We start from the raw sequence: 23,815 nt of genomic DNA, 5'->3' as shown, positions 1-23,815 counted from the left end.
ATATTCCAATAAAAAAACAAATAGTAACTACGTATGAAACGCACAATTAAAAAAGTTGCAGTAATCGGATCCGGAATTATGGGCTCGGGAATTGCTTGTCATTTTGCAAACATAGGTTTAGAAGTACTGCTTCTAGACATCATTCCCAGAGAACTGACCGAGGCTGAAACTAAAAAAGGGCTTACACTCGACAGCAAGATGGTCCGCAACCGATTGGTAAACGAACATTTGTCCAATGCATTAAAATCTAAGCCCTCCCCCATTTACAATCAAAAGTTTACCAGCAGGATTACAACTGGCAATACTAACGATGATATGTCCAAAATTGCCAATGTCGATTGGATAATCGAGGTAGTTGTCGAACGTCTGGACATCAAAAAAATGGTTTTTGAGCAAATTGAACAATTCCGTAAACCGGGAACATTGATTACTTCAAATACTTCGGGAATCCCAATTCATTTTATGAGTGAAGGAAGAAGCGAAGATTTTCAAAAACACTTCTGCGGGACACACTTTTTTAACCCTGCACGATATTTAAAATTATTCGAAATTATTCCGGGTCCACAAACTTCAACTGAGGTTTTGGATTTCCTGACTGTATATGGAGAGAAATTTTTGGGCAAAACTTCGGTCGTAGCCAAAGATACTCCGGCATTCATTGGAAACAGAGTTGGAATTTTTGGAATCCAGAGTTTGTTTCACCTTGTCAAAGAAATGGATTTGACCATTGAAGAAGTAGATAAATTGACCGGACCGGTAATTGGCCGACCAAAATCCGCCACTTTCAGAACAGTTGATGTCGTTGGTTTGGATACTTTAATTCATGTTGCCAACGGGATTTACGAAAACTGTCCGACCGATGAGGCACACGATTTATTCAAAATGCCGGATTTCATCACCAAAATGCTCGAAAATAATTGGCTGGGAAGTAAAACCGGACAGGGATTTTATAAAAAAGTGGATAAAAATATCCTTTCGCTGGATTTAAATACTTTGGAATACCGGCCTGCAAAAAAAGCATCGTTCGCGACTTTAGAGTTAACCAAAACTATTGATAAACCTATTGACCGCTTCAAAGTATTAGTGAAAGGAACAGATAAAGCAGGTGAATTTTACAGAAAAAGCTTTGCCGGAATGTTTGCCTATGTTTCCAACAGAGTGCCGGAAATTTCAGAGGAGTTGTACAAAATTGATGATGCCATGAAGGCCGGTTTCGGTTGGGAAAATGGGCCCTTCGAAATCTGGGATGCCATTGGTGTTGAAAAGGGAATTGAAATTATGAAAGCCGAAGGTCTAGAACCTGCAGCATGGGTAAATGAGATGTTGGCTTCCGGAAATTCCAGTTTTTATACCGTGAAAGAAGGAGCTACTTATTTCTATGCTATTCCTACAAAAACTCAGGTGAAAGTTCCGGGTCAGGATGCCTTCATTATTTTGAACAACATCCGCGAAAGCAAAAAAATCTGGAGCAACAGCGGTGCAATCATACAAGATATAGGAGACGGAATTTTAAATCTGGAATTCCAATCCAAAATGAATACCATCGGCGGCGATGTATTGCAGGGAATCAACAAAGCAATTGACTTGGCCGAAAAAGAATACCAAGGTTTGGTAATCGGAAACCAGGCTGCTAATTTCTCCGTTGGGGCCAATATCGGAATGATATTCATGATGGCTGTCGAACAGGAATATGACGAATTGAATATGGCTATCAAAATGTTTCAGGATACGATGATGCGCGTACGTTATTCGGGTATTCCTGTAATTGTGGCGCCACACGGAATGACACTGGGCGGCGGCTGTGAAATGAGCATGCATGCCGATAAGGTGGTTGCTGCGGCCGAAACGTATATCGGTTTGGTGGAATTTGGTGTTGGGGTAATTCCCGGCGGAGGCGGATCTAAAGAAATGACTTTGCGTGCCTCGGATTTATTCCGCAAAAACGATGTCGAACTGAACGTTTTACAAGAATATTTCCTGGCTGTAGCCATGGCCAAAGTATCCACTTCAGCTTATGAAGCATTCGATTTGGGAATATTACAACACGGAAAAGATGTTGTGGTTGTCAACAAAGACCGTCAGATAGCAGAAGCCAAAAAACACGCATTGCTGATGGCGGAAGCTGGTTATACACAACCTATCCGTCGTAACGATATCAAAGTCCTAGGAAAGCAGGCATTGGGAATGTTCCTTGTCGGGACGGACCAGATGCAAGCTGGGAACTACATCTCCGAACATGACAAAAAAATTGCCAACAAACTGGCCTATGTAATGGCAGGTGGCGATTTATCCGAACCGACACTAGTATCCGAACAATATTTATTGGATATCGAGCGCGAAGCATTCCTTTCCTTGTGTACCGAAAGAAAAACACTGGAAAGAATACAGTTTATGTTAACCAAAGGGAAACCGCTAAGAAATTAAAAATTATAAATTTTTAATTAAAAAATTTAAAATGTCCATATGAAAACAGCCTATATAGTAAAAGCATACAGAACCGCAGTTGGGAAAGCACCTAAAGGCGTGTTCCGATTTAAAAGACCTGATGAATTGGCGGCAGAAACCATTCAGTTTATGATGAACGAATTGCCAGATTTCGACAAAAAGCGTATTGATGATGTAATGGTCGGTAATGCGATGCCCGAAGCAGAGCAAGGTCTGAATGTGGGACGATTAATCTCATTAATGGGATTGAAAATCGACGATGTACCGGGCGTAACCGTTAACCGATATTGTGCATCAGGAATTGAAACTATCGGAATGGCTACAGCCAAAATCCAATCCGGAATGGCCGATTGTATCATTGCCGGTGGTGCCGAAAGCATGAGTTTCATCCCCATGGGAGGATACAAACCTACACCGGACTATGCCATTGCGAAAGATGGACATGAGGATTATTACTGGGGAATGGGACTTACTGCTGAAGCCGTTGCAAAACAATTCAATGTGTCCAGAACCGATCAGGATGAATTTGCCTATCAATCGCACATGAAAGCTTTGAAAGCACAAGCCGAAGGTAAATTCGACAGACAAATTGTCCCGATTACAATTGAGCAGACTTTCATCAATGAAAATGGTAAGAAAGAAACCAAATCCTATGTAGTCAATAAGGATGAGGGGCCGCGTGCAGGAACTTCGGTAGAAGCATTAAGTGCTTTGAAACCGGTATTTGCTGCTGATGGAAGCGTGACGGCCGGAAACTCATCCCAAATGAGCGACGGAGCTGCATTTGTCCTAATCATGAGCGAAGAAATGGTAAAAGAACTAAACCTTACTCCTATTGCCCGGTTGGTCAGTTTTGCCTCGGCAGGTGTTGAGCCAAGAATTATGGGAATCGGTCCTGTAAAAGCCATTCCGAAAGCATTGAAACAAGCCGGACTGCAATTAAAAGATATTAATCTGATTGAATTGAATGAAGCTTTTGCCTCACAATCACTGGCTGTAATCCGTGAATTGGGCATAAACCCCGAAATCGTAAACGTTAATGGCGGTGCAATTTCTTTAGGCCATCCATTAGGGTGTACCGGTGCCAAATTATCCGTCCAATTGTTTGACGAAATGAAGCGCCGGGGAGATAAATACGGAATTGTTTCCATGTGTGTGGGTACCGGACAAGGTTCTGCGGGAATTTATGAATTACTATAACCAACCAATATAAAAAGAAATTATTATGAAAGATATAACGCGCGGAGGTCAGTTCCTTGTTAAAGAAACCAAATGCGAAGACATTTTTACACCGGAAGACTTTTCAGAAGAACAAAAAATGATGCGTGACTCGGTAAAAGAATTCGTGGATAAAGAAATTTGGCCAAACAAAAACCGATTCGAAAATAAAGAATACGCCTTCACAGTAGAATGTATGCACAAGGCAGCTGAAATGGGTTTCCTGAGTATTTCTGTTCCTGAAGCGTATGGCGGAATGGGATTGGGATTTGTAGATACTGTTTTGGTTTGCGATTATATTTCCGGAGCAACAGGATCGTTTTCCAGTGCTTTTGGAGCACATACCGGAATCGGGACTATGCCTATTACCTTATACGGAACCGAAGAACAAAAGCAAAAATATGTTCCTAAATTGGCTTCAGGCGAATGGTTTGGGGCCTATTGCTTAACCGAACCGGAGGCAGGATCCGATGCAAATTCCGGTAAGACGAAAGCAGTTTTATCAGAAGACGGAACACATTATAAAATTTCAGGACAAAAAATGTGGATTACAAATGCCGGTTTTTGTAATTTATTCATTGTATTTGCCCGAATTGGGGATGACAAAAACATTACGGGTTTCATCGTCGAAAATAACCCCAATAACGGGATTTCGATGAATGAAGAAGAACATAAATTAGGAATCCGTGCTTCTTCTACTCGCCAGGTCTTCTTTGCTGACACCAAAGTTCCTGTGGAAAACATGCTGTCAGAAAGAGGAAATGGCTTTAAGATTGCAATGAATGCGCTAAATGTTGGTCGGATCAAATTGGCAGCCGCCTGTCTCGATGCACAACGTCGAATTACCACCAATTCAGTAAAATATGCTAATGAAAGAATTCAATTCAAGACTCCTATTTCACAATTTGGGGCCATCCGTTCCAAATTAGCGGAAATGGCAGCTAACTGTTATGCCGGAGAAAGTGCCACATACAGAGCTGCAAAAAACATAGAGGATAGGATTGCAGGGCGTGAAGCAGAAGGAGCGAGTCACCAGGAAGCGGAATTGAAAGGTGTTGAAGAATATGCAATCGAATGTTCAATATTGAAAGTAGCCGTTTCTGAAGATATTCAAAATTGTGCCGACGAAGGAATACAGATTTTTGGAGGAATGGGGTTTTCAGAAGATACACCGATGGAAAGTGCCTGGAGAGATGCAAGAATTGCGAGAATCTATGAAGGCACCAATGAGATTAACAGAATGCTTTCGGTTGGTATGCTGATCAAAAAAGCCATGAAAGGTCATGTGGATTTGTTAGGTCCTGCCACGAAAGTTTCTGAAGAGTTAATGGGAATTCCTTCTTTTGAAACTCCTGATTATTCCGAATTATTTGCCGAAGAAAAAGAAATGCTGGCTAAATTGAAAAAAGCATTCCTTATGGTTGCCGGTGGTGCCGTTCAAAAATATGGGCCGGACTTAGATGAACACCAACAATTGCTAATGGCGGCTGCGGATATTCTGATAGAAATTTACATGGCGGAGTCCGCGATCCTGCGAACTGAAAAATTAGCTAAAAAAGAAGGAGAAGCCAAAGTACAAGAGCAAATTGCCATGGCAAAATTATATTTGTACAAAGCCGTTGACATTGTAACTCAAAAAGGAAAAGAAAGTATTATCTCTTTTGCCGAAGGCGACGAACAACGCATGATGCTAATGGGATTGAGAAGATTTACCAAGTACACCAATATGCCTAATATTGTACAAATAAGGGAAACTATTACCACCAAATTAGTGGAGAAAAATGCCTATTGTTTTTAAAATTTTTGGTTAAGTTAAATGTTGGAAACCGTATCATTCAAAAGATGATGCGTTTTTTTTTAACTTCCAACCAATTTGCCCTGATTATATCGATGATTTGGCCTTTCATATCTTAATTTTTAAATTTTGAATTTCCTCTTAAAATTTATCAAAGTTTTTCTTAAGAAATTTTCTTTGCTTATTTATTAAGAAAGGGGATTATTTGTCCTGTCAAAAGAGAAAATCTGAGCATCCTTATTTTCTTTTCCCTGAATTAAATCTGTAATAATTTCGGCAGCTATAAGACTGAAAGTAATTCCATTTCCTCCGAAACCCAATGCAAAATAACTGTTTGGTAATTTATCATAAGTCCCGATATAAGGAAGTCCATCTTTGGTCGAACCGAAAGTGCCTGTCCAGTTGAACTCTTCCGTAAAATCAAGGTTTGGAAACATTTTTTTCACATCGTTGACCAGTTGCTTTGTCTTTTTTTTAAGCAACATGTCTCTTTTTTTCGGGTTATAAAAAGGCTCATCCCGTCCTCCAACTAATATTCGGCCATCGGGAGTAGTTCTTAAATACAAATAGGGATCTGCCGTGTTCCACAATAAAACTTCGTCTTTCCAGAATTTCTTCACGTTATATTGTTCACTGATAACGGCATACGTAGATTGTAAATCCACAATTTTTTCATCTATATATTTGATGCTTTCAAAGCCTGTGGAATATACAAGTTTTTTGCATTTCATGGTATACCCGTTTTCAGTCTGGAGTTCAACGTTGTTTTTATTATGAGTGATTTTTATAATGGACGATCGATCATACGTATTGAATTGTTCGCCTTTTTTATATTGAAATAAAGCATGTGTCAGCGCATATGCATTGGTCTGTCCACCATGATTGGAAAGGATGCCTCCGGGAGATGTAAAACCGTAGTCACTTTCTATTTGCTCTTTCTTCAGATACAGCACCTCAAAACCAGCCTGTTGGCGCGCTGCAAATTCCACTTTAAGAGATTTGAGGTCTTTTTTATGGGCGGCAAAATAGAGGCTTTTTTTGAATTCAAAATCAACTTTCAATTTTTTTGCAATTTTTCCAAGTTCTGTAATTGCATAATTACATAAGTGATAGGATCTTTCGGCATTTTTCTTTCCCACTAAGCTGATAAGCTCATGTAAAGGCGTATCAATTTCATATTGCAATAAGGAAGTGCTGGCGCAAGTACTGCCTAGTCCGATGGTACGTGCATCAACCACAATACAGCTGATTCCGGCTTTCACGAGATAATACCTGACTAAAGCTCCTGATATTCCGCCGCCTAAAATGACCACCTCAGTTTCGACATCTCTGTCCAACTTCTCATAACTGAATGGAAGTCCATCGTTTATCAGCCAAAATGGGTATCCCGATTTTAAATCCATAACTTATAAGTAAAATGTTTCTTCCTATAAATTTAAGGATAAAAAAAGAAGCTACCTCTTTTAAACGCTAAAAGACAGTTAATTCCGATGTTAATTTGGCGGAAGAAACTGCTCACGTGGTTTTTTATTCGACCACTTTAATTTTATTTGAGTAACTTTATACAAATAATCAATTCGATATCATGAAAAAATTAATCCTTTCCATTATAGTAATTACTGCAATTATTATAGGTTGTAAAAGTACTGTCGTTAATTACGACAGAAAAATAGACCTCCGTTTCGAATCAAAAAGTGACAGTAAAGTTTCCGGGAAAGCAATGTTTGGTGAAAAGGATGGAAAAGTTACTTTGGAGGCGCAATTAAGCGGATTAAAACCGGGAGTTCATGCTATTCACATTCATGAAAAATCGGATTGTTCGGCTGCTGATGGAAGTTCTGCAGGCGGCCATTGGAATCCTACCTTTAAAAAACATGGAAAACTCGGAACGGGAGAAGCTCATAAAGGTGATATCGGAAATTTTACTGCAGATGAATCCGGCAATGCAACCGTGATTTTTACTACAGCCGAATGGTGCATCGGATGTTCGGATGAGACAAAAAATATTATTGGGAAAGGTTTAATAGTTCACCAGGATCCGGACGATTACATATCCCAGCCATCGGGAAATGCAGGAGCGCGGGTTGCCTGTTCAGCAATTATCAAATAATTACATTGTGGTGGATTTGACATTGAAAGAAAAAGAACAACTGTATTTTAAAAATATGGCAGAATGGCGAACTTGGCTGCACGAAAACCATCATACCTCAAAAGGGGTTTATCTTATTTTTTATAGGGTTGGAAGTGAAACTGAAAGTATGCGCTGGGAAGAAGCTGTACAGGTAGCGCTTTGTTTTGGCTGGATTGACTCGACTGTAAAAAATATCGATCATGAACGCCGGCAACAAATGTTTGGTCCCAGAAAAGACAAAAGCGTCTGGAGTAAACTCAACAAAAGCTATATCGAAAAACTGACCAAAGATAACCTGATGCACCAGAGTGGTTTGGCCAAAATTGAAACCGCCAAGCAAAATGGCTCCTGGACTTCTTTGGATGCCGTGGAAGAATTAATGCTTCCATCTGATTTAGAGGCTGCATTCAACCAAAATATGGAAGCTTATGACAATTATCAGAAGTTCAGTCCTTCGCGTAGAAAAAGCTATTTATATTGGCTGAACCAAGCTAAAAGAGAGGACACCCGAAATAAAAGAATATCAGAAATTATCACCAATTGTGCTCAAAACAAAAAATCCAGAGAGTGATTCCTTTCCAAAAATAATGATAAAAACTTAACTTAAAATGCAATACCCATTCACAAAATAAATATAGCTTTGTGAATTCAAATTATAGAAATGATTAACCCTTCGGCAATTGGTTGGATAGATAAATTTTTCCTGAAGCAAAACCCTTCAGCGGTTTTGACTTTGACCAGTCCCGATGTGTTGTACAAAAAAGTACGGGAAACCGGTTTCATATACGGGCATATTGTAGATTTCAATACGAATTTTCCAATAAACACTTCCGGCTGGGTTCATGATGAATTTTCTAAAATCGCCTTGCTGAATTCTCTACATGGTATTTACAACCTGATTACGGAGGAAAACAATCCCGAAAATTTTATTTTAAATGCGGTTTCTTTCTACAAGGAAATGAATCCTGAAGGCTTCAATTTGTTCAAGAGAGTATTGCCCACAGGTTCGCCTGCTTCACATTTGGAGAAAATAATTGATGACAGGGTTCAGACGAATATTGATATCATCAGTAAGAACTTTTCTCCGATAGTCACCAATGCTTTACTTTTTGTGGATGTATTGGCGTTCCGACAGTATTTAGTTCATGGCCGCATTCCGGAAAAGTATTTGAAGAAAATCGAGGAAACTATTGTCAGCATAGTTTCATTAGCTTTAAAAACCAAATCCAATAAATCAAAATATGATGATTTATTGATTAAATTATTTGAAGCTTCTGTCCGATATAGTAAATTCTCTAAAGTAAATGTGCAGAATCTGGAAGATCTCAAATTGGATTATTTCCCGTATGAACTCGAAAAATATTATTTGATTGACATGGCGGGAATGGCATTGTGGAGTGATGGCATCATTGAAAAAAACGAAGCCTATTTTTTACACAAATTAGCAGAAATCATGAACGTTCCAGATGATTTTGTAAACGAAAGCATCACCAAGACCAACGATTTCATAACGAAGTATAAAAATGAAATCCCGTATTTTAATTATTCCAATCCGGTAAAACATTTTTATGACCAGACTACCCAAAGTGTTGTAGTGTTAATTACGCGAAATAAAAAGCGGCTGTTCAAAGAAATATCTGAAAGTAAAGAATTGATGATATTGTTGGCCACTTCAACGCGCAGGGATTTGGATGAAAAAGAAAAAAAGAAAGTCAAGAAACAACTGTTGGATATCTGTAAGTCAATCCCATCGTTAACAATATTCCTATTACCCGGAGGAAGTTTATTACTCCCGATATTGATTAAATTCATTCCAAAAATGCTTCCCTCCTCATTTAATGAAAACCTCGATATAGAATAAAAAAAAGACCGCTAAATTTAGCGGTCTGTATTTTTATTTAAAACTTAATTGGTATACCTGATCTAAATCTTTATCTGAACTGAAATTGACATTCAAATCGGTCACAAAGCCGGAATTTAATCCATAGACCCAACCATGTATTGTCAGTTCCTGACCGTTTCTCCACGCCGATTGCACTATTGACGTTTTAGCCAGATCAAAAACCTGTTCCTTCACGTTCAATTCCACAAAGGCATTAAAGCGATCATCTTCATTAATAATCGAATCCAGATACAGGTGGTGCATTCGATAAACATCCTTAATGTGGCGGATCCAGTTGTCTATTATACCTATAGAATCGTTCCCCATCGCAGCTTTCACACCACCACAACCATAATGTCCACAAACGATAACGTGTTTTACTTTCAGTACATTCACAGCATAATCCAGTACGCTTAACATATTCATATCAGAGTGCACGACCATATTGGCGATATTTCTGTGAACAAAAACTTCCCCAGGTTTGGCACCAATAATTTCATTGGCAGGAACACGACTGTCCGAACATCCAATCCATAACAATGGTGGTGTTTGTCCTTTGGCCAGATCTTTAAAATAATTGGGATCCTTCTCCAAAGCGGATTCAACCCAAGCCTTATTGTTGTCTAGTATTTTTTTATAAAAATCGCTCATTGTTTTTCTATTATTTTTTAATTGCAAAAATGTTAATATCTATTTTTCTACGCTGTAAAATAATTGACCTATAAATAGTAATTGCAAATATAGGTTAATTCTTTTTTTTATACTTTATTTCGTTAATTCCTCTAAAATAATTTCTCTTTTGATGGTCTTTCGCTGTGCCGCATCATAGTAATGTTCGAAGGTAACTTTATTAGGAGTTTCACCGCTATTTTCCAATCGGTATGCCTTTTTAAATCCTTTCAGTTTTACCTTGATATTTTCATCAATGGCCCTTGTGGTTTTAAATTCATGGATCAAGTCCAAAATATCGTGGGCAATATAAACCGTATCATGTGCATGGATAACCACTTTTGAATTTTCCGGAATGTCATTCAACGTGCTTTTGATGGCTGCCTTATTCAAAAATGAAACTTCCTGAGCCAGATCGATGTGAATGATATCACCATCCGCATATTGTTCTTTCCGGAAACTGTATGCTCTTTTGAGATTCCCTTTCAAAACAAAAATAATACTGATAATAATTCCCAATACGACACCTTTCAACAAATCGGTAAATACTACGGCGAGCAATGTCGCAATAAACGGCAAAAACTGATATTTCCCCTTTTCCCAAAAATGTTTGAAAGTTGCCGGCTTCGCCAATTTGTAACCAACCAAAAGAAGAACGGCGGCTAGTGTCGCTAGGGGGATTTTATTCAAAATTAGCGGAATTGCCACTACACTTATCAATAACAAAATCCCGTGAATAATGGTAGACATTTTTGATTTGGCACCGGCATTATTATTAGCCGACGAACGAACTACCACAGAAGTCATGGGTAAGCCGCCAATAAGTGCACTTAGGATATTACCAATTCCCTGTGCCTTCAATTCCACGTTGGTATCAGTATACCGTTTTTGGACATCCATTCTGTCAGAAGCTTCAATGCAAAGCAATGTTTCAATAGATGCAACAATAGCAATTGTCAAACCAACAATCCATACTTTCGGATTCATAATCCCAGAAAAATTTGGTGTAACAAAAATGGTTTTAAATTCATCAAAAGATGTTGGAACCGGTAATGAAACAAGGTGTTCTTTGGCAATAGCAAGTGAACTGCCGGAAAGCGTGAAAATTTCATTCAGTACTACACCAATGACAACCGCTACAAGTGCTCCCGGAATTAACTTTAACTTTTTGAGGAAGGAAACTTTGTCCCAAGCAATCAATATCAATAATGAAATTATTGTGATGACAACGGAACCCAACTGGATATAATCAAACACCCCTAACAAAGTGGAAAAAGTATTGCTTCCATCCATTTGTAAAAAGGACTGGTCCCCTTCAAAATCATTGTCGTAACCAAAAGCATGGGGTAATTGCTTAAGAATAATAATAATCCCGATTCCGGCCAGCATCCCTTCAATTACATTGGTGGGAAAATAATTCGAGATACTTCCGGCTTTGATAAAGCCCAGTCCCAATTGGATTAAACCGGCAATAAAAACGGCGGTTAAAAATATATCGAAGGCTCCCAAATCGCTGATGGCCGTTAATACGATAGCCGTTAAACCTGCAGCCGGCCCAGAAACACTGATATGTGATTTACTGAGATAACCGATAACTATTCCACCAATAACTCCTGAAATAATACCTGAAAACAACGGGGCTCCTGACGCCATCGCAATACCTAAACACAATGGCAACGCCACTAGAAAAACCACTAAACCCGAAGCAAAGTCAGATTTAAGGTTGGCAAAAAGATTGATTTTTTTTGTCATAATACCTTAATAAAATTGAATACAAAGATTTGGTCACATTAAAAAATGTAACAGATTGATTTTAAATGAATAAAATCCGTAGTGTATTAAACTTGATCAGGTGGGGGAATGAAAATGCTTCCGGCAATATTATCATGCTTGGATAGATTTTCCGAAAGAATTAGGCTAGACGTAAATCCTGATAAATTAATCAGTTCATAATTGGAATCAAACTTAAACTCTGCCTTGATTTCCTTATGCGATAACTCGTCTTCAGACATACTGTAAAAACAAGATGTATCGGTACTTTTCTCTATCAAACTCACAATTGTGGGAGTCGAAAGAAAAATCACAAAAACGAACAACATTATTTTGACAGCAAATTTCATTGGGGCCAAAAATAGGGTTTAATCGTCGTATTTAAAAGGCATCATCTAATAATTAGAAAAAAATTAACATATTTCAGCTTTATAAAAACGAACAAAAAGCATAACGAAAAACTATAGTTTTTGTAAATTCGCATCAGAAATTACTATAACTATGACTATTACACAATTACAATATGTTCTCGCAGTGGCAGAACACAAAAATTTTACACTTGCTGCTGAAAAGTGTTTCGTTACGCAGCCAACCTTAAGCATGCAGATCCAGAAAATTGAGGAAGAACTCAAGATCCAGATCTTTGACCGGACCAAAAAGCCGATTCAATTAACTGACATTGGTCAAAAAATAGTGACTCAGGCAAAAAACATTGTCAATGAAGCCAATCGGATTAAGGATATTGTTGAACAACAAAAAGGTTTTGTTGGTGGAGAATTCAGACTAGGCATTATCCCGACCATTATGCCTACGCTGCTACCGATGTTTTTAGGTAATTTCATCAAGAAGTATCCAAAGGTAAAACTCATCATTGAAGAACTTAACACCGATGAAATAATCCTACGCTTAAAAAACGGAAAACTTGATGCTGCCATTGCTGCCACTCCTCTTATGGAGGAGAAGCTGAAGGAAATCGTTTTGTATTACGAACCTTTTGTTGCCTACATTCCGGAGAATCACAAAATGGCTAATAAAACTGAAATTGAAGTGTCCGATTTAAATCTGGATGAAATTTTATTATTGCAGGATGGACATTGTTTCCGTGATGGAATTCTAAATCTTTGTAAAAATCAGGATCTTACCTCCGATAATTCTTTTCAACTGCAAAGCGGAAGTTTTGAAACGTTAATCCGTTTAGCGGATGAAGGATTAGGAACTACCCTTTTACCTTTTTTACATACCTTGGATTTAAGAGAAAAAGACCGCGCGAAGCTGCATCATTTTAAGGAACCGAAACCTGCACGTGAAGTCAGCCTTATTTTTCCGAAGACCGAATTAAAAATTCATATAATTGAAGCTTTACGGCAAACCATTGCAGGTGTAATCAAAGGAGCGATTGTTTTTCATAACGTGGAAATCATAAGTCCGATTTCAAAAAAGTAAAAACAACAATAAAGGAGCCAAGTGCTCCTTTTTTTATCGACAGTGGGAAGTTTAATTAACGATGACTAAACACGGCTTTAACTCCGGTTTTTGATTTGTGAAATAAGCCAGCCATTTCTTCAGGTGCTCAATTTCATACGGTAATAAACTTCTGATAGCTTTTTTTAACTCTTTAATAAAAAGCTGTGGGTCGAAACTAACTCTCTCGAGTGTTGATTTGGTGTAATCGTAAATCATTCTAGACATAACAAATAAATTAAAAAGGTTCTTGTAACATTTAACTATTGTAAAGATAACAAGAAAGAATCATATAAAATCAAAAAAACATCGACTAAGTGCTTAAAAATCAGATTATTAACATTTTTTAAGGGATTTTATATAAAATTTCTTACGCTAATTCAAATTTTACATTTATACTAATTATTAGGTAGTTACATTGTTTTTATAAAAAAAGGAAAACATTTCTGATTTCCTTTCCTTTTCTAATCGTTAACTATATATAAGCATTGCTTCAGTTCGGGTTTCTCGTTTGTGAAATACTGAAGCCACCTCTTCAATTGTTCAATTTCATAGGGCAATAAATTCTTGATGGCTTTTTTTAACTCTCTGATGAAAAGCTGAGGATCAAAGCTCACTCGTTCGAGCACCTCTTTCGTGTAATTGTAAATCATTCTAGACATAACAATAAGATTAAGTTATCTTAATAAGAACCTATTGTAAATGTAAAACAAAAAATAATTTATACAATTAAAATCTCCGATAAAATGTATTAAAAACACGATAAAATACATTTTATGTACAAACAATATTATTTATCCTACATATGATCCAATATAATCAAAATCTTGTAACCGATTGTAAATGAGTGATATAAATACAAAAAGAAGCCGTTTAAGCTCCTTTCAGTTTTATTTATTCACAAAAATTAGACATTGTCTTAATTCGGGCTTTTCATTGGTATAATCGAAAAGCCAATCTGTTAGTTGTTCTACTTCGTAAGGGAGCAGCATTTTTAATGCTTTTTCTAATTCTTTACAGAATAGTAAAGGGTCAAAACTCACTCGTTCCAGTATGTTTTTGGTGTAATCAAACATAGTTCTGTTCATAAAATGAATATTCAGTTTGGTGTTGGTTGGGTTATTACTATCTCAAAGTTAAGTAAAATTTTTGTGGTTTTTACAAAAACAACTGATAAATATGAAATCTAAACCCCGAATAATTTCAAGTAAAATGAGGAAATTGTTTCGCTTTTTTTACAATCCTTTGGTAGCCCTAAACATCTCTCTTTTTCCTGGCGGGCCTGCTAGCTTTTCGACTTTAAATCCTACTTCAATCATGCTGCGTTTTACGACACCACGAGCAGCATAGGTCACCAATATGCCATTACTCTTTAAAGACCTGAACATCTTTTCAAAAATTTCAGTACTCCACAATTCGGGTTGCACTCTGTATCCAAAGGCATCAAAGTAAATCAAATCAAACCGGTTCTCGTCTGCAATCTCATTAAAGAATTGTTTTCTTTTCGTTAAATCAAAATTTTCGGAAATTGGGATTTTTTCTTCCCAAGCGCATTGATGCATTTTTTCAAAAACGGTACTAAATGTTTCGGCATCCAGTTCCGAGACATAATTCATCCGTAAAACCTCTTCTGAAGAAATAGGATATGCCTCTACTCCAACATAGTCGATTTGCTGATTGCTTTTTGCAGCCTCCAAAAAAGTAATGAAAGCATTCAGGCCGGTTCCAAATCCAATTTCCAAAATAGAAACAGGCTTCCCTTCAAACAAGGAAAGCCCATTTTTTATGAAAACATGTTTTGCTTCCTGAATAGCACCATGTTTGGAATGATAGGATTCATTCCAATCAGGAAGATGTATCGTTGTGGATCCATCGGAAGTCTGAATAATTTCTCTCTTCAATTTATTGAATATATAATTTCTTGATTTTTGGAATCGGGCCGCCGCATTTCACTTCATGGCAGCGGACACAAGCGTTAATTCCTTCGTTGAAATGTTCTTTGGCATTTTTTGGATCCTTATAAATCAATTCCTGTGCTTTGATAAAAAGTGCTGCTTGTTCTTTAAAGAAGATGTCATTTTCACTTTCATCGGTCATCACTGCTTTGTGAATCTTCAGAAAATGATTCGGGAATTTTCCAATGGTATCCCCATTTTTGATTCTTTCTTTTAATCGTTGGTTGTCAACATACATCTGTTCCATCAAAGCTGCCATTTCGGACATTTCATACATCTCGAATTTCTTTTCCTTTTTATCGGATGAAGTTGAGGAACATTCGGCTTTATCCTCCTTTTTATTACAAGAAATCAAAAAGCAAAAACCAACCAATAGTAAATATTTTTTCATTACCCTTTAATTAAAACACCATTCGCCATTACTGAATAGGTCGTTTTTGGCGAAATAATACTGTCAATAGCAGCTTGCGATTTACCGGCATCTTTGGCATAATGTCTCAATTCATCAATACTCTCAACACTTACATATGCTTTTCCGCTGATTATAACTTGCTCATCTTTGGCATTTTTCGGCACAAAAAAAGCATAATCCTTAAATTTCACGAAAGCTTCTTTGTTCTCGGCTAAATCCAAAGTCATCCAACAACCTTTTTTCTGGCACACTTCTTTTATTTTGGCTTGGAATTTCACATCCAATGTATCCCCAGGTTTCATTTGGTCAAACTTGGTTATCATCTCTTCCTTGGATAAAGCATTTTTAGCAGAAATACTATCACCAAACGTAGCATAAGTTACTTCAGCTTTAGATTCAATTTTAACTTCTTTTTTACAGCTCGATAATACAAAAAGGGAGCAAACGACGATAGCAATACTTTTCATTATGTGTAAGTTTTGGGGTTTAGTGCAATTGTATGAGTGACAAAAATAGTCAGATATTTGAAACATCAAGTTAATATATACCAAAATTCAATTATTATTGAGAATTTGACAATAAATTAAAGTTCCCGAAAAGAAAAAAGAAAAAGTTGCATTATATTTTACCGCAAGTTCAAAATATCTTAATTTTTGTTAATTTAGCAGAGAAAATAACACAACAACTAATTTTTGAATTTACCGCATTAATAACTAACAATCAGTTTATTATAACGTAATATTCCATCTAACAAACTTATAATAAATGAGCTTAAAAGCTACTCAGGAAATAGATACGGTAAAAGTTACAGCTTCAAAAATTGATACAATTGATTTTGAAAACCTTTCTTTTGGGAATGTTTTTACAGACCACATGTTGGTTTGCGATTTTAAGGATGGCGAATGGCAAAAACCCCAAATTACACCTTATGCGCCTTTTCTGTTAGATCCTTCAGCTAAAGTTTTTCATTATGGTCAGGCTATTTTTGAAGGTATGAAAGCCTACAAAGATGAAAATGATGCCATCTGGCTTTTCCGTCCGGACCAAAATTACGAGCGTTTTAACAAATCTGCCGAGAGAATGGCGATGCCCAGAGTCCCTGAAGATGTGTTTATCGATGGTTTGAAGCAATTGATTAATCTGGAAAAAGATTGGGTAAAAAAAGGAATGGGAAATTCGCTGTATATCCGTCCTTTTATGATTGCAATTGGTTCTGGCGTGATTGCGGCGCCATCAACACAATACCGTTTCATGATTATATTATCTCCTGCTAAGTCGTATTATTCAGGTGAAGTAAAAGTAATCATAGCCGATCACTACAGTCGTGCTGCCAATGGAGGAATCGGTGCTGCAAAAGCTGCAGGAAATTATTCGGCACAATTCTACCCAACAAAACTTGCTAACGAAAGAGGGTTCCAGCAGATTATCTGGACTGATGATGCCACGCATACTTTATTGGAAGAAGCCGGAACCATGAATGTATTCTTCAGAATCAATGATACTTTATATACTGCGCCGGCAAGCGAACGTATTCTTGACGGGGTTACCCGAAAAAGTTTGATTTCCCTTGCGGAAAGAGACGGAATTAAAATGGAGGTGCGCCCGGTTTTGGTATCTGAAATAGTAGAAGCAGCCAAAAACGGTACCCTGAAAGAAATTTTTGGAGCCGGTACTGCTGCAGTCGTTAATCCAATCGTTGGGTTTTCATTTGCCGATGTGTATTATGAATTGCCAAAAATCGAAGATTCCATTGCATTACAACTTAAAGACAAACTGACCAATATACAATACAAAACCGCTGAAGATACTTTTGGCTGGACCGTAAAAATATAATTAAAAGATTCAATAAAATGAAAAATCCCGATAACTCGGGATTTTTTTATTTAAGGATTTCAGAAAAATCAGGTTTGAAGTAATTCGGCCCTTTCATCACTTTACCGTCTTCACGATAAATTGGCTTGCCTTGTTCATCTAATTTGCTCATGTTGCTACGCTGGATTTCATCAAAAACAGCTTCAATTTTATGTTGTAAACCGTGTTCGATGATGGTTCCGCACAAAATGTACAGCATATCACCTAATGCATCCGCAATTTCTACCTGATCGTCATTTTGAACGGCTTCCAAATATTCTTCATTTTCCTCCTTCATCAAATTGAAACGAAGCATGTTCTTGTTTTCGCCTAAGTCCCCTTTTAGGATTTCACTGTACCCTATTCCGAAAGCATAGTGAAATTCTTTCACTGCATTGAGTTGTTTCTGCATAATTTTAACTAATTAATTGATGTTGCAAAATAGTAACTTTTGATTACAAATGAGTATTTTTGCCAAAAATTATTAACTATGTTTAGTAAGGGACAATTGATTTTCGCAGGCTTGTTTTTTATTGCCTTTGTCATAGCTGTAGCGTTTTCCTATAGAAAAGATATTGCAGTACACCGACGGGTTTATAAAGGATCCTATAAAATTCTGATAGGATTTTTATTGTTTATTGGATTCTTATTCATCATCAAAATATTTTTTAAGCATTAATCTTTAAAATATCACCATACAAAACGTTCGCTATACCAGTGGGCGTTTTTTTTATATCCGTGCAGATATTCCGATTTAATCATTATACTAACAAATACGGGGCGTTTTGTAATAGACCAATTACAAATTTTAATCACTATATCAATATTATTTCTAACTTTACATCGAACCAATTCAATTGATTATGAGAATCCTTAAATATATATTTTTACTTATCCTGTTGGCTTTTGTGGCGTTGGCAGTTTTCGTTGCTACACAAAAAGGAGAATACGACGTCGTTAGAAGTAAATTTATAAAATCTCCCAAATCAGTTGTATTTGCCTACGTAAACGATTACCGCAATTGGGAAAATTGGGGTGCCTGGAAAGAAAATGATTCTGCTATGCGTTTTTCATATCCGGCAAAAACCATTGGAAAAGGTGGGTCATATTCCTGGTCGGGAACTGACGGTGTCGGAAAAATGAAAACCGTGTTTGTCAAAGAAAACGATAGTATCGTCCAAAAAATGACAATGAATGATGCTCCTTCGGATGTTTACTGGAGTTTTAAAGATACAGCCGGTGGGACAAACGTAACGTGGCGAACCAAAGGTACGATGCCATTCATGTTCAAAATCTATGCAGCTGTAAAAGGTGGGGCCGAAAAGATTATTGGTAATATGTATGAAAAAAGCCTTGTAAATCTGGACCGTAAATTGGATTATGAAATCAATACTTACAAGGTGAAGGTTCATGGGATTGTGATGAAGGCCGGCGGATATTACATGCAGCGCACCATTAATAGCTCTTTTGTTAATTTGCCGAAGAATATGAAAATCATGATGGGCAAACTTGATTACTTTTTCAAAAAAAATAAAATTCCCACCAATGGCAAACCTTTTGTAATTTACCATACTTATGATGTTGTCAATGGAATTACCAAATTTTCTGTTTGCGTTCCTGTAAAAGACCAAATAGTGACGAGCCCGGGCAGCGAAATTATGGGAGGAAAGCTGGAAGCATTTCAAGCCTTAAAAACAACACTTACGGGTGATTATTCACATAGCAAAGAAGCATGGGATGAAGCAGCAGGTTACATTTCACAAAATAATCTTAACAGAAATCCGTCGGGTCCGTCTATGGAAGTATATACTCTCGGGATTGATCAGGAAAAAAGCCCGTCAAAATGGGTTACGGATATCTATATTGCCATCAGTCCGAAAGCGGCAGTTGTACCAATCACACCAACTGTAAAAACAGTTCCAACGCCAAAAGTCACTCTGCCAGCCGTAATCAAACCTGTTATAGATCCTGCGGAAGAATTGTAATTTTTTCGATAAAATGTCTTTTTAGATTAAACCTTTTCACCTTGCGGCATTCTTACTGATAAATAATTTTCTTTGGAAGAAAAGGAATTCATACAACAGTTATTGAACCCCAAAACGCAAAACGAAGCGTTTCAAAAGCTCTTGTCGGATTACCAGAGACCTTTGTACAGTCACATCCGTAATATTGTTTTGAACCACGATGATGCCGATGATGTATTACAGAATACTTTCATCAAAGTGTATCAGTACCTGAAAACATTTAAAGGAGACAGTAAATTGTTTTCATGGATGTATCGCATAGCTACCAATGAAGCGATTACTTTCATCAATCAAAAAGCAAAACGAAACGGCACTACCAGCGAAGCAATGCAAGCCAAACTGGTTGAAAATTTAGTCGCGGACAGCCATTTTGATGGGGATGCCATCCAATTGAAACTTCAAAAAGCGATTACTGCACTACCTGAAAAACAACAATTGGTATTTAAGATGAAGTATTTTGAGGAAATAAAATACGAAGAAATGTCGGAGATATTGGGGACTTCCGTTGGCGCATTGAAAGCTTCTTACCATCATGCAGTGAAAAAAATTGAACTTTTTATGACGAAAGGTTAAACCTTTTAAACGTAATTTTGTCTTATGAATATGAGTGACTTTAAATTACATAACGAGCCTAAAACTATGTCCGGATTTAAAACTCCTGACCATTACTTTGAAACTTTTTCGGCCAAAGTAATGCAGCAACTTCCCGTACAGGAAGAGCGGAAGGTTATATCTATTTTCCAAAGAAGAAAAACCTGGATTATGGCAGTTGCCGCAGTTTTGGTTCTGGCATTGATGCTTCCGATATATAATCGCTTTTCAAATTCCGCAGAATTGGATGAAGTTACATTGGAAAATTATATCACTGACCAATCCAATATCAATCAGTACGATTTGGTAAGTTTGCTTGAAGCGGAAGACATCGAAAAAATGAAAGTGGACCTTCCGTTGGAAGATGAAATGATAGAGGATATACTTTCCACAAATACTAATTTGGAACAAATTATCACAGAATAAATATTAAACAAAATATTTTTAAAAATAAAATACAATGAAATTAAAAAATATACTTCTGATACTTCTTTTATTGGTTTCTTTCAGTTCATTCGCACAAGGCGGCAGAATGAGAGGAAAAAAGGAACAGGTTAAGGCTTTAAAAGTTGCATTCCTGACCAATGAATTATCTTTATCAACTGCAGAGGCCGAAAAATTCTGGCCAGTTTATAACGCTTTCGATGACAAACAATTTGAACTGAGACACCAAAAAATGCGTGCTTATATGGACCGTATGGATGACGGTTCCGTTGAAAAGATGAGCGAGAAAGAAGCTGCGACATTTTTAGTGCAAATGGAAAATACCGAAGATGAATTGTACCAGCTGCGGAAAAAATTTGTTTCCAATTTAAAAGGAATCCTCAGTCCGGTTAAAATCATCAAGCTGAAAAAAGCAGAAGAAGATTTCAACCGAAAATTACTGAAACAATATCGCGACAAACAGCCGAGAAGATAAAAATAGTAAAGAGAGTCAGATGGCTCTCTTTATTTTTTGAAATTAATCATGATGATTTTGTTTCTTCCTGCGGCAAAGGCAGTATCTTCATTTTGAAAATGAATTGTATGTAAGTCTTTGTCTTCGATAATTTTTCTCCAGGTTGTTCCCATATCTTCCGAATAAAAAACTCCGGAAGTTCCCACAGTCACAATTTCTTTACCTTTTTTCCCTGGAACAAACTGCACACACGATGCATAACCAAAGGCGTTGTTGATTCCTTTTAATTCCCAGGTTTTTCCTCCGTTTAGCGTAATAGCTTTATTGGCGGCATTATCTAATGGTTTCTCGTAGTTTCCACCGACTGCAAAGCCCAGTTTTTCACTGTAAAAATCAGCAGAAAAAATTCCAGTCATGTTTTGGCCCTGAATAATTGGGGTATTATAAACTACCCAGGTCGCCCCTTTATCTTCGCTTACAAAAATTCTGGATTTTTTCCCACCGGAAACTATAAATGTTTTAGTGCCTTTTATGATGATGTTGGTATTACTTGCGGCAAAAAATGCTTCTCCATCGGCTAATTTCGGGAGATTTTCGCATGTCGTTTTTTTCCATGAATTTCCTCCGTCCCTTGTAATTAGTAATGAAAAGCAAGCTTCTGTCGGATCTCCCAAGGCAATTCCCTCCGTATCGTTCCAAAACTTCATGCTATCATAAAACACTTTTTCATTCTTTTCCTGATAAACCAGTTTGTGGCTCAGGTCTTTTTTATTGATTTTATACAAAAGTGCTGGATCAGCGACACTTAGAACAAAAACAGCCTCTGATGTTTGGGCCGCACTTCTAAATTCCAACTGCAAAGTATCTTGTATTATTTTGCGTTCTTCTCTTTTTTTTGCAATCAGGTCATAAAATCCAAAACGATTTTTATCGGCTGCATACCACACTTTATTTTTATCAATCAAAATAGCCCTTACACTTATCTTATCTTCCAATAACACCTCTGAAGTTACTGATTTTACTGGCAAAGTGTGTGATGTATACATTTTTGGTTTACAGGAAAAAACCAGAATTACCAGAAGAAAATAAATGTTTTTAGATTTCATAATACGCTATTTATGGAAGCTAAAATACAATTTAAAATAAGAAATAGAAACAGGAGAGAGTAATCTTAAATATTGGCACAGTAATTGGATATAATTAAAAACAGATGAACAAAATTCTTACCCTTATGAAAACTAAAATAATAACACTCGCCCTTTTTGCCTCCCTATTTACAAGTCAAGTATTTGCGCAAGACAGGACCACTGTCAATGCAACCAGCTCAGAGATTAGTGATAACCTGGATTTGAGAGCCGTTGCTTCCATTTTCGGAGATTCAGATAATCTGGATGATTTTGAAAGACGACTTAATGATCCAAAACTTCAGATTTCTAATTTGGATTTAAACAATGATAATCAGGTTGATTATTTGCGTGTTATTGAATCAGTTGAAGGAAGAACCCACTTGATTATTGTACAGGCAGTTCTCGAAAGAGACGTGTTCCAGGATGTCGCTACTGTTGAAGTAGAACGAGACGAACACAATCAGGTGCAGGTACAGGTAGTTGGTGATGTTTATATGTACGGTAATAATTATATCTATGAGCCGGTATATGTTCATACGCCAATAATTTTTACCTCATTTTGGATCACTAATTATCATCCTTATTATTCTTCATGGTATTGGGGATATTATCCAACCTATTATTACGCTTGGAATCCTTTCCCTGTATTCAGATACAGACACCACATAGGTCTTTGCATTAATGTAAACCATCACTATAATTATGTGGATATCCGAAGAAGCCGAACTGCTATGGCAATGCACAACACCAGACGTTCAAACGGATATGAAGTTCAACATCCTACACGTTCCTTTGCTAACAGAAACAGCAGAGTAAGCAATCGTTATGAATTAGATCAAACGAGAACCATTAGAAATGGCGGTACCCGAACTGCATTGGCGAGTAACCAAACAGATGGTAACACAAGAACGGAAGGCATTAGAGGAAATACCAGAAGTACAACTTCTACACCTAGACCGACCGGACAAACTACTCCAAGAGGAAATACCAGAACAGATGGTACAACGCCAAGACCAACATCCGACGGAGTGTATACTCCAAGAGGAAATACCAGAACAGATGGTACAACGCCACGGCCAACCTCCGACGGAGTGTATACTCCAAGAGGAAATACCAGAACAGAAGGTACAACACCAAGGCCAACATCCGACGGAGTGTATACTCCAAGAGGAAATACCAGAACGGAAGGTACAACGCCAAGACCAACATCGGACGGACTAGATAGTCCAAGAGGAAATACAAGAACGGAAGAATCAACGCCACGATCAAACTCTGACGGAGCATACACTCCACGAGGAAATACAGGAACCGAAGCTTCAACACCAAGACCTAACTCTGACGGTGCCTATACTCCAAGAGGAAATACAAGAACCGAAGCTTCCAGTCCAAGAGAAAATACAAGAACAGAAGCTACACCAAGACCCGCCTCAGCCCCGAGAGAGAACAGAAGCGAAAATGCTGCTCCGAGAGGAAACAGAGAACAGGCTTCACCTTCTCGTGATAACGGTTCTCAACGAAACGAGGCTCCAAGAGAAATGGGGCAATCAAGAGGATCCAGACGAGGATAATCTAATAAGAAAAATAAA

General features: G+C 37.4%; 26 protein-coding genes. 14 read left to right on the top strand and 12 right to left on the bottom strand.

Translation table 11 applies throughout. The annotated features are described in order from the left end of the window. The first annotated feature begins 33 nt into the window (after positions 1 to 33). Genes FNW07_RS09725 through FNW07_RS09715 form a run of 3 tightly spaced genes read left to right on the top strand, consistent with a single transcriptional unit; the run spans position 34 to position 5,461 of the window. Positions 34 to 2,424, top strand: coding sequence for a 3-hydroxyacyl-CoA dehydrogenase/enoyl-CoA hydratase family protein (locus FNW07_RS09725; RefSeq protein WP_126742600.1), 2,391 nt, complete (start codon positions 34 to 36; stop codon positions 2,422 to 2,424). Positions 2,425 to 2,463: 39 nt separating this feature from the next. Beyond that, positions 2,464 to 3,645: an acetyl-CoA C-acyltransferase gene (locus FNW07_RS09720; protein ID WP_126742601.1), complete on the top strand. Its 1,182-nt coding sequence runs from the start codon at positions 2,464 to 2,466 to the stop codon at positions 3,643 to 3,645. A gap of 25 nt (positions 3,646 to 3,670) precedes the next feature. Further along, positions 3,671 to 5,461, top strand: coding sequence for an acyl-CoA dehydrogenase family protein (locus tag FNW07_RS09715; RefSeq protein ID WP_126742602.1), 1,791 nt, complete (start codon positions 3,671 to 3,673; stop codon positions 5,459 to 5,461). Between the two features lie 185 nt (positions 5,462 to 5,646). Here the strand turns inward: FNW07_RS09715 and FNW07_RS09710 are convergent, their stop codons facing one another. Continuing rightward, positions 5,647 to 6,861: an FAD-binding oxidoreductase gene (locus tag FNW07_RS09710; protein ID WP_126742603.1), complete on the bottom strand. Its 1,215-nt coding sequence runs from the start codon at positions 6,859 to 6,861 to the stop codon at positions 5,647 to 5,649. Between the two features lie 182 nt (positions 6,862 to 7,043). On the opposite strand from FNW07_RS09710, the gene FNW07_RS09705 reads away from it, so the two are divergent. The 3 genes from FNW07_RS09705 to FNW07_RS09695 all read left to right on the top strand — a co-directional run bounded on the left by FNW07_RS09705 (position 7,044) and on the right by FNW07_RS09695 (position 9,450). Then, a complete protein-coding gene (locus tag FNW07_RS09705; RefSeq protein ID WP_126742604.1) occupies positions 7,044 to 7,568 on the top strand; it encodes a superoxide dismutase family protein in 525 nt (174 codons plus the stop codon). Continuing rightward, a complete protein-coding gene (locus tag FNW07_RS09700; protein WP_126742605.1) occupies positions 7,528 to 8,160 on the top strand; it encodes a YdeI family protein in 633 nt (210 codons plus the stop codon). The genes FNW07_RS09705 and FNW07_RS09700 overlap by 41 nt, the downstream gene beginning before the upstream one ends. A gap of 90 nt (positions 8,161 to 8,250) precedes the next feature. Then, complete coding sequence (locus FNW07_RS09695) at positions 8,251 to 9,450, top strand: LETM1-related biofilm-associated protein (protein ID WP_126742606.1); 1,200 nt, start codon at positions 8,251 to 8,253, stop codon at positions 9,448 to 9,450. 33 nt (positions 9,451 to 9,483) lie between these two features. Here the strand turns inward: FNW07_RS09695 and can are convergent, their stop codons facing one another. From can to FNW07_RS09680, 3 genes are all read right to left on the bottom strand, one after another. Then, positions 9,484 to 10,122 carry a carbonate dehydratase gene (can, locus tag FNW07_RS09690; RefSeq protein ID WP_126742607.1) on the bottom strand — a complete coding sequence of 213 codons (639 nt, stop codon included), beginning with the start codon at positions 10,120 to 10,122 and terminating at the stop codon, positions 9,484 to 9,486. Between the two features lie 114 nt (positions 10,123 to 10,236). Continuing rightward, a complete protein-coding gene (locus FNW07_RS09685; RefSeq protein ID WP_126742608.1) occupies positions 10,237 to 11,892 on the bottom strand; it encodes a SulP family inorganic anion transporter in 1,656 nt (551 codons plus the stop codon). Positions 11,893 to 11,978: 86 nt separating this feature from the next. Then, entirely contained in the window at positions 11,979 to 12,260 is a 282-nt protein-coding gene (locus FNW07_RS09680) for a hypothetical protein (protein WP_255512744.1), read from the bottom strand. A 151-nt stretch (positions 12,261 to 12,411) separates the two neighbouring features. On the opposite strand from FNW07_RS09680, the gene FNW07_RS09675 reads away from it, so the two are divergent. Then, a complete protein-coding gene (locus FNW07_RS09675; protein WP_126742609.1) occupies positions 12,412 to 13,353 on the top strand; it encodes a LysR substrate-binding domain-containing protein in 942 nt (313 codons plus the stop codon). Positions 13,354 to 13,404: 51 nt separating this feature from the next. On the opposite strand, the gene FNW07_RS09670 is transcribed toward FNW07_RS09675, so the two are convergent. The 6 genes from FNW07_RS09670 to FNW07_RS09645 form a co-directional block, all read right to left on the bottom strand. Beyond that, positions 13,405 to 13,599: a hypothetical protein gene (locus tag FNW07_RS09670; protein WP_126742610.1), complete on the bottom strand. Its 195-nt coding sequence runs from the start codon at positions 13,597 to 13,599 to the stop codon at positions 13,405 to 13,407. Between the two features lie 236 nt (positions 13,600 to 13,835). After that, positions 13,836 to 14,033 carry a hypothetical protein gene (locus tag FNW07_RS09665; protein ID WP_126742611.1) on the bottom strand — a complete coding sequence of 66 codons (198 nt, stop codon included), beginning with the start codon at positions 14,031 to 14,033 and terminating at the stop codon, positions 13,836 to 13,838. A gap of 228 nt (positions 14,034 to 14,261) precedes the next feature. Beyond that, positions 14,262 to 14,459 (bottom strand): hypothetical protein, encoded by a 198-nt coding sequence (locus FNW07_RS09660; RefSeq protein ID WP_126742612.1) that lies wholly within the window; start codon positions 14,457 to 14,459, stop codon positions 14,262 to 14,264. A 147-nt stretch (positions 14,460 to 14,606) separates the two neighbouring features. Then, positions 14,607 to 15,272, bottom strand: coding sequence for a tRNA (5-methylaminomethyl-2-thiouridine)(34)-methyltransferase MnmD (mnmD, locus tag FNW07_RS09655; protein WP_126742613.1), 666 nt, complete (start codon positions 15,270 to 15,272; stop codon positions 14,607 to 14,609). A 1-nt stretch (position 15,273) separates the two neighbouring features. Then, on the bottom strand, positions 15,274 to 15,717 hold the full coding sequence (locus FNW07_RS09650) for a hypothetical protein (protein WP_126742614.1): 444 nt from the start codon (positions 15,715 to 15,717) through the stop codon (positions 15,274 to 15,276). Continuing rightward, positions 15,717 to 16,205: a DUF4920 domain-containing protein gene (locus FNW07_RS09645; protein WP_126742615.1), complete on the bottom strand. Its 489-nt coding sequence runs from the start codon at positions 16,203 to 16,205 to the stop codon at positions 15,717 to 15,719. The genes FNW07_RS09650 and FNW07_RS09645 overlap by 1 nt, the downstream gene beginning before the upstream one ends. Positions 16,206 to 16,503: 298 nt before the next feature. Between FNW07_RS09645 and FNW07_RS09640 the strand changes: the two genes are divergently transcribed. Then, the gene (locus FNW07_RS09640) at positions 16,504 to 17,571 is read left to right on the top strand and encodes a branched-chain amino acid aminotransferase (protein WP_126742616.1); all 1,068 of its coding nucleotides are present in this window, start codon (positions 16,504 to 16,506) and stop codon (positions 17,569 to 17,571) included. Between the two features lie 46 nt (positions 17,572 to 17,617). Here the strand turns inward: FNW07_RS09640 and FNW07_RS09635 are convergent, their stop codons facing one another. Next, positions 17,618 to 18,001: a nucleoside triphosphate pyrophosphohydrolase family protein gene (locus FNW07_RS09635; protein ID WP_126742617.1), complete on the bottom strand. Its 384-nt coding sequence runs from the start codon at positions 17,999 to 18,001 to the stop codon at positions 17,618 to 17,620. A 78-nt stretch (positions 18,002 to 18,079) separates the two neighbouring features. On the opposite strand from FNW07_RS09635, the gene FNW07_RS09630 reads away from it, so the two are divergent. From FNW07_RS09630 to FNW07_RS09610, 5 genes are all read left to right on the top strand, one after another. Next, a complete protein-coding gene (locus tag FNW07_RS09630) occupies positions 18,080 to 18,268 on the top strand; it encodes a hypothetical protein (protein WP_126742618.1) in 189 nt (62 codons plus the stop codon). Between the two features lie 184 nt (positions 18,269 to 18,452). Further along, complete coding sequence (locus FNW07_RS09625; protein WP_126742619.1) at positions 18,453 to 19,574, top strand: SRPBCC family protein; 1,122 nt, start codon at positions 18,453 to 18,455, stop codon at positions 19,572 to 19,574. A gap of 72 nt (positions 19,575 to 19,646) precedes the next feature. Next, positions 19,647 to 20,186 carry an RNA polymerase sigma factor gene (locus tag FNW07_RS09620; RefSeq protein ID WP_255512743.1) on the top strand — a complete coding sequence of 180 codons (540 nt, stop codon included), beginning with the start codon at positions 19,647 to 19,649 and terminating at the stop codon, positions 20,184 to 20,186. Between the two features lie 66 nt (positions 20,187 to 20,252). Then, entirely contained in the window at positions 20,253 to 20,630 is a 378-nt protein-coding gene (locus FNW07_RS09615; protein ID WP_255512742.1) for a hypothetical protein, read from the top strand. A gap of 34 nt (positions 20,631 to 20,664) precedes the next feature. Beyond that, complete coding sequence (locus FNW07_RS09610; protein ID WP_126742621.1) at positions 20,665 to 21,123, top strand: sensor of ECF-type sigma factor; 459 nt, start codon at positions 20,665 to 20,667, stop codon at positions 21,121 to 21,123. A gap of 29 nt (positions 21,124 to 21,152) precedes the next feature. Here the strand turns inward: FNW07_RS09610 and FNW07_RS09605 are convergent, their stop codons facing one another. Then, on the bottom strand, positions 21,153 to 22,208 hold the full coding sequence (locus FNW07_RS09605) for an oxidoreductase (RefSeq protein WP_126742622.1): 1,056 nt from the start codon (positions 22,206 to 22,208) through the stop codon (positions 21,153 to 21,155). Positions 22,209 to 22,333: 125 nt separating this feature from the next. Between FNW07_RS09605 and FNW07_RS09600 the strand changes: the two genes are divergently transcribed. Beyond that, on the top strand, positions 22,334 to 23,797 hold the full coding sequence (locus tag FNW07_RS09600; RefSeq protein WP_126742623.1) for a hypothetical protein: 1,464 nt from the start codon (positions 22,334 to 22,336) through the stop codon (positions 23,795 to 23,797). Positions 23,798 to 23,815 lie beyond the last annotated feature (18 nt).

The organism is Flavobacterium sp. GT3R68, from assembly GCF_007109225.1.
In the GTDB taxonomy this organism is placed as follows: Bacteria; Bacteroidota; Bacteroidia; order Flavobacteriales; family Flavobacteriaceae; genus Flavobacterium.
This window is presented reverse-complemented; position numbering and strand designations above follow the sequence as displayed.

Excerpts from the sequence above, each read along its gene's own strand:
- FNW07_RS09725 (WP_126742600.1), top strand. The coding sequence starts at position 34 with ATGAAACGCACAATTAAAAAAGTTGCAGTAATCGGATCCGGAATTATG.
- FNW07_RS09720 (WP_126742601.1), top strand. The coding sequence starts at position 2,464 with ATGAAAACAGCCTATATAGTAAAAGCATACAGAACCGCAGTTGGGAAA.
- FNW07_RS09715 (WP_126742602.1), top strand. The coding sequence starts at position 3,671 with ATGAAAGATATAACGCGCGGAGGTCAGTTCCTTGTTAAAGAAACCAAA.
- FNW07_RS09710 (WP_126742603.1), bottom strand. The coding sequence starts at position 6,861 with ATGGATTTAAAATCGGGATACCCATTTTGGCTGATAAACGATGGACTT.
- FNW07_RS09705 (WP_126742604.1), top strand. The coding sequence starts at position 7,044 with ATGAAAAAATTAATCCTTTCCATTATAGTAATTACTGCAATTATTATA.
- FNW07_RS09700 (WP_126742605.1), top strand. The coding sequence starts at position 7,528 with ATGCAGGAGCGCGGGTTGCCTGTTCAGCAATTATCAAATAATTACATT.
- FNW07_RS09695 (WP_126742606.1), top strand. The coding sequence starts at position 8,251 with ATGATTAACCCTTCGGCAATTGGTTGGATAGATAAATTTTTCCTGAAG.
- can (WP_126742607.1), bottom strand. The coding sequence starts at position 10,122 with ATGAGCGATTTTTATAAAAAAATACTAGACAACAATAAGGCTTGGGTT.
- FNW07_RS09685 (WP_126742608.1), bottom strand. The coding sequence starts at position 11,892 with ATGACAAAAAAAATCAATCTTTTTGCCAACCTTAAATCTGACTTTGCT.
- FNW07_RS09680 (WP_255512744.1), bottom strand. The coding sequence starts at position 12,260 with ATGAAATTTGCTGTCAAAATAATGTTGTTCGTTTTTGTGATTTTTCTT.
- FNW07_RS09675 (WP_126742609.1), top strand. The coding sequence starts at position 12,412 with ATGACTATTACACAATTACAATATGTTCTCGCAGTGGCAGAACACAAA.
- FNW07_RS09670 (WP_126742610.1), bottom strand. The coding sequence starts at position 13,599 with ATGTCTAGAATGATTTACGATTACACCAAATCAACACTCGAGAGAGTT.
- FNW07_RS09665 (WP_126742611.1), bottom strand. The coding sequence starts at position 14,033 with ATGTCTAGAATGATTTACAATTACACGAAAGAGGTGCTCGAACGAGTG.
- FNW07_RS09660 (WP_126742612.1), bottom strand. The coding sequence starts at position 14,459 with ATGAACAGAACTATGTTTGATTACACCAAAAACATACTGGAACGAGTG.
- FNW07_RS09650 (WP_126742614.1), bottom strand. The coding sequence starts at position 15,717 with ATGAAAAAATATTTACTATTGGTTGGTTTTTGCTTTTTGATTTCTTGT.
- FNW07_RS09645 (WP_126742615.1), bottom strand. The coding sequence starts at position 16,205 with ATGAAAAGTATTGCTATCGTCGTTTGCTCCCTTTTTGTATTATCGAGC.
- FNW07_RS09640 (WP_126742616.1), top strand. The coding sequence starts at position 16,504 with ATGAGCTTAAAAGCTACTCAGGAAATAGATACGGTAAAAGTTACAGCT.
- FNW07_RS09635 (WP_126742617.1), bottom strand. The coding sequence starts at position 18,001 with ATGCAGAAACAACTCAATGCAGTGAAAGAATTTCACTATGCTTTCGGA.
- FNW07_RS09630 (WP_126742618.1), top strand. The coding sequence starts at position 18,080 with ATGTTTAGTAAGGGACAATTGATTTTCGCAGGCTTGTTTTTTATTGCC.
- FNW07_RS09625 (WP_126742619.1), top strand. The coding sequence starts at position 18,453 with ATGAGAATCCTTAAATATATATTTTTACTTATCCTGTTGGCTTTTGTG.
- FNW07_RS09615 (WP_255512742.1), top strand. The coding sequence starts at position 20,253 with ATGTCCGGATTTAAAACTCCTGACCATTACTTTGAAACTTTTTCGGCC.
- FNW07_RS09610 (WP_126742621.1), top strand. The coding sequence starts at position 20,665 with ATGAAATTAAAAAATATACTTCTGATACTTCTTTTATTGGTTTCTTTC.
- FNW07_RS09605 (WP_126742622.1), bottom strand. The coding sequence starts at position 22,208 with ATGAAATCTAAAAACATTTATTTTCTTCTGGTAATTCTGGTTTTTTCC.
- FNW07_RS09600 (WP_126742623.1), top strand. The coding sequence starts at position 22,334 with ATGAAAACTAAAATAATAACACTCGCCCTTTTTGCCTCCCTATTTACA.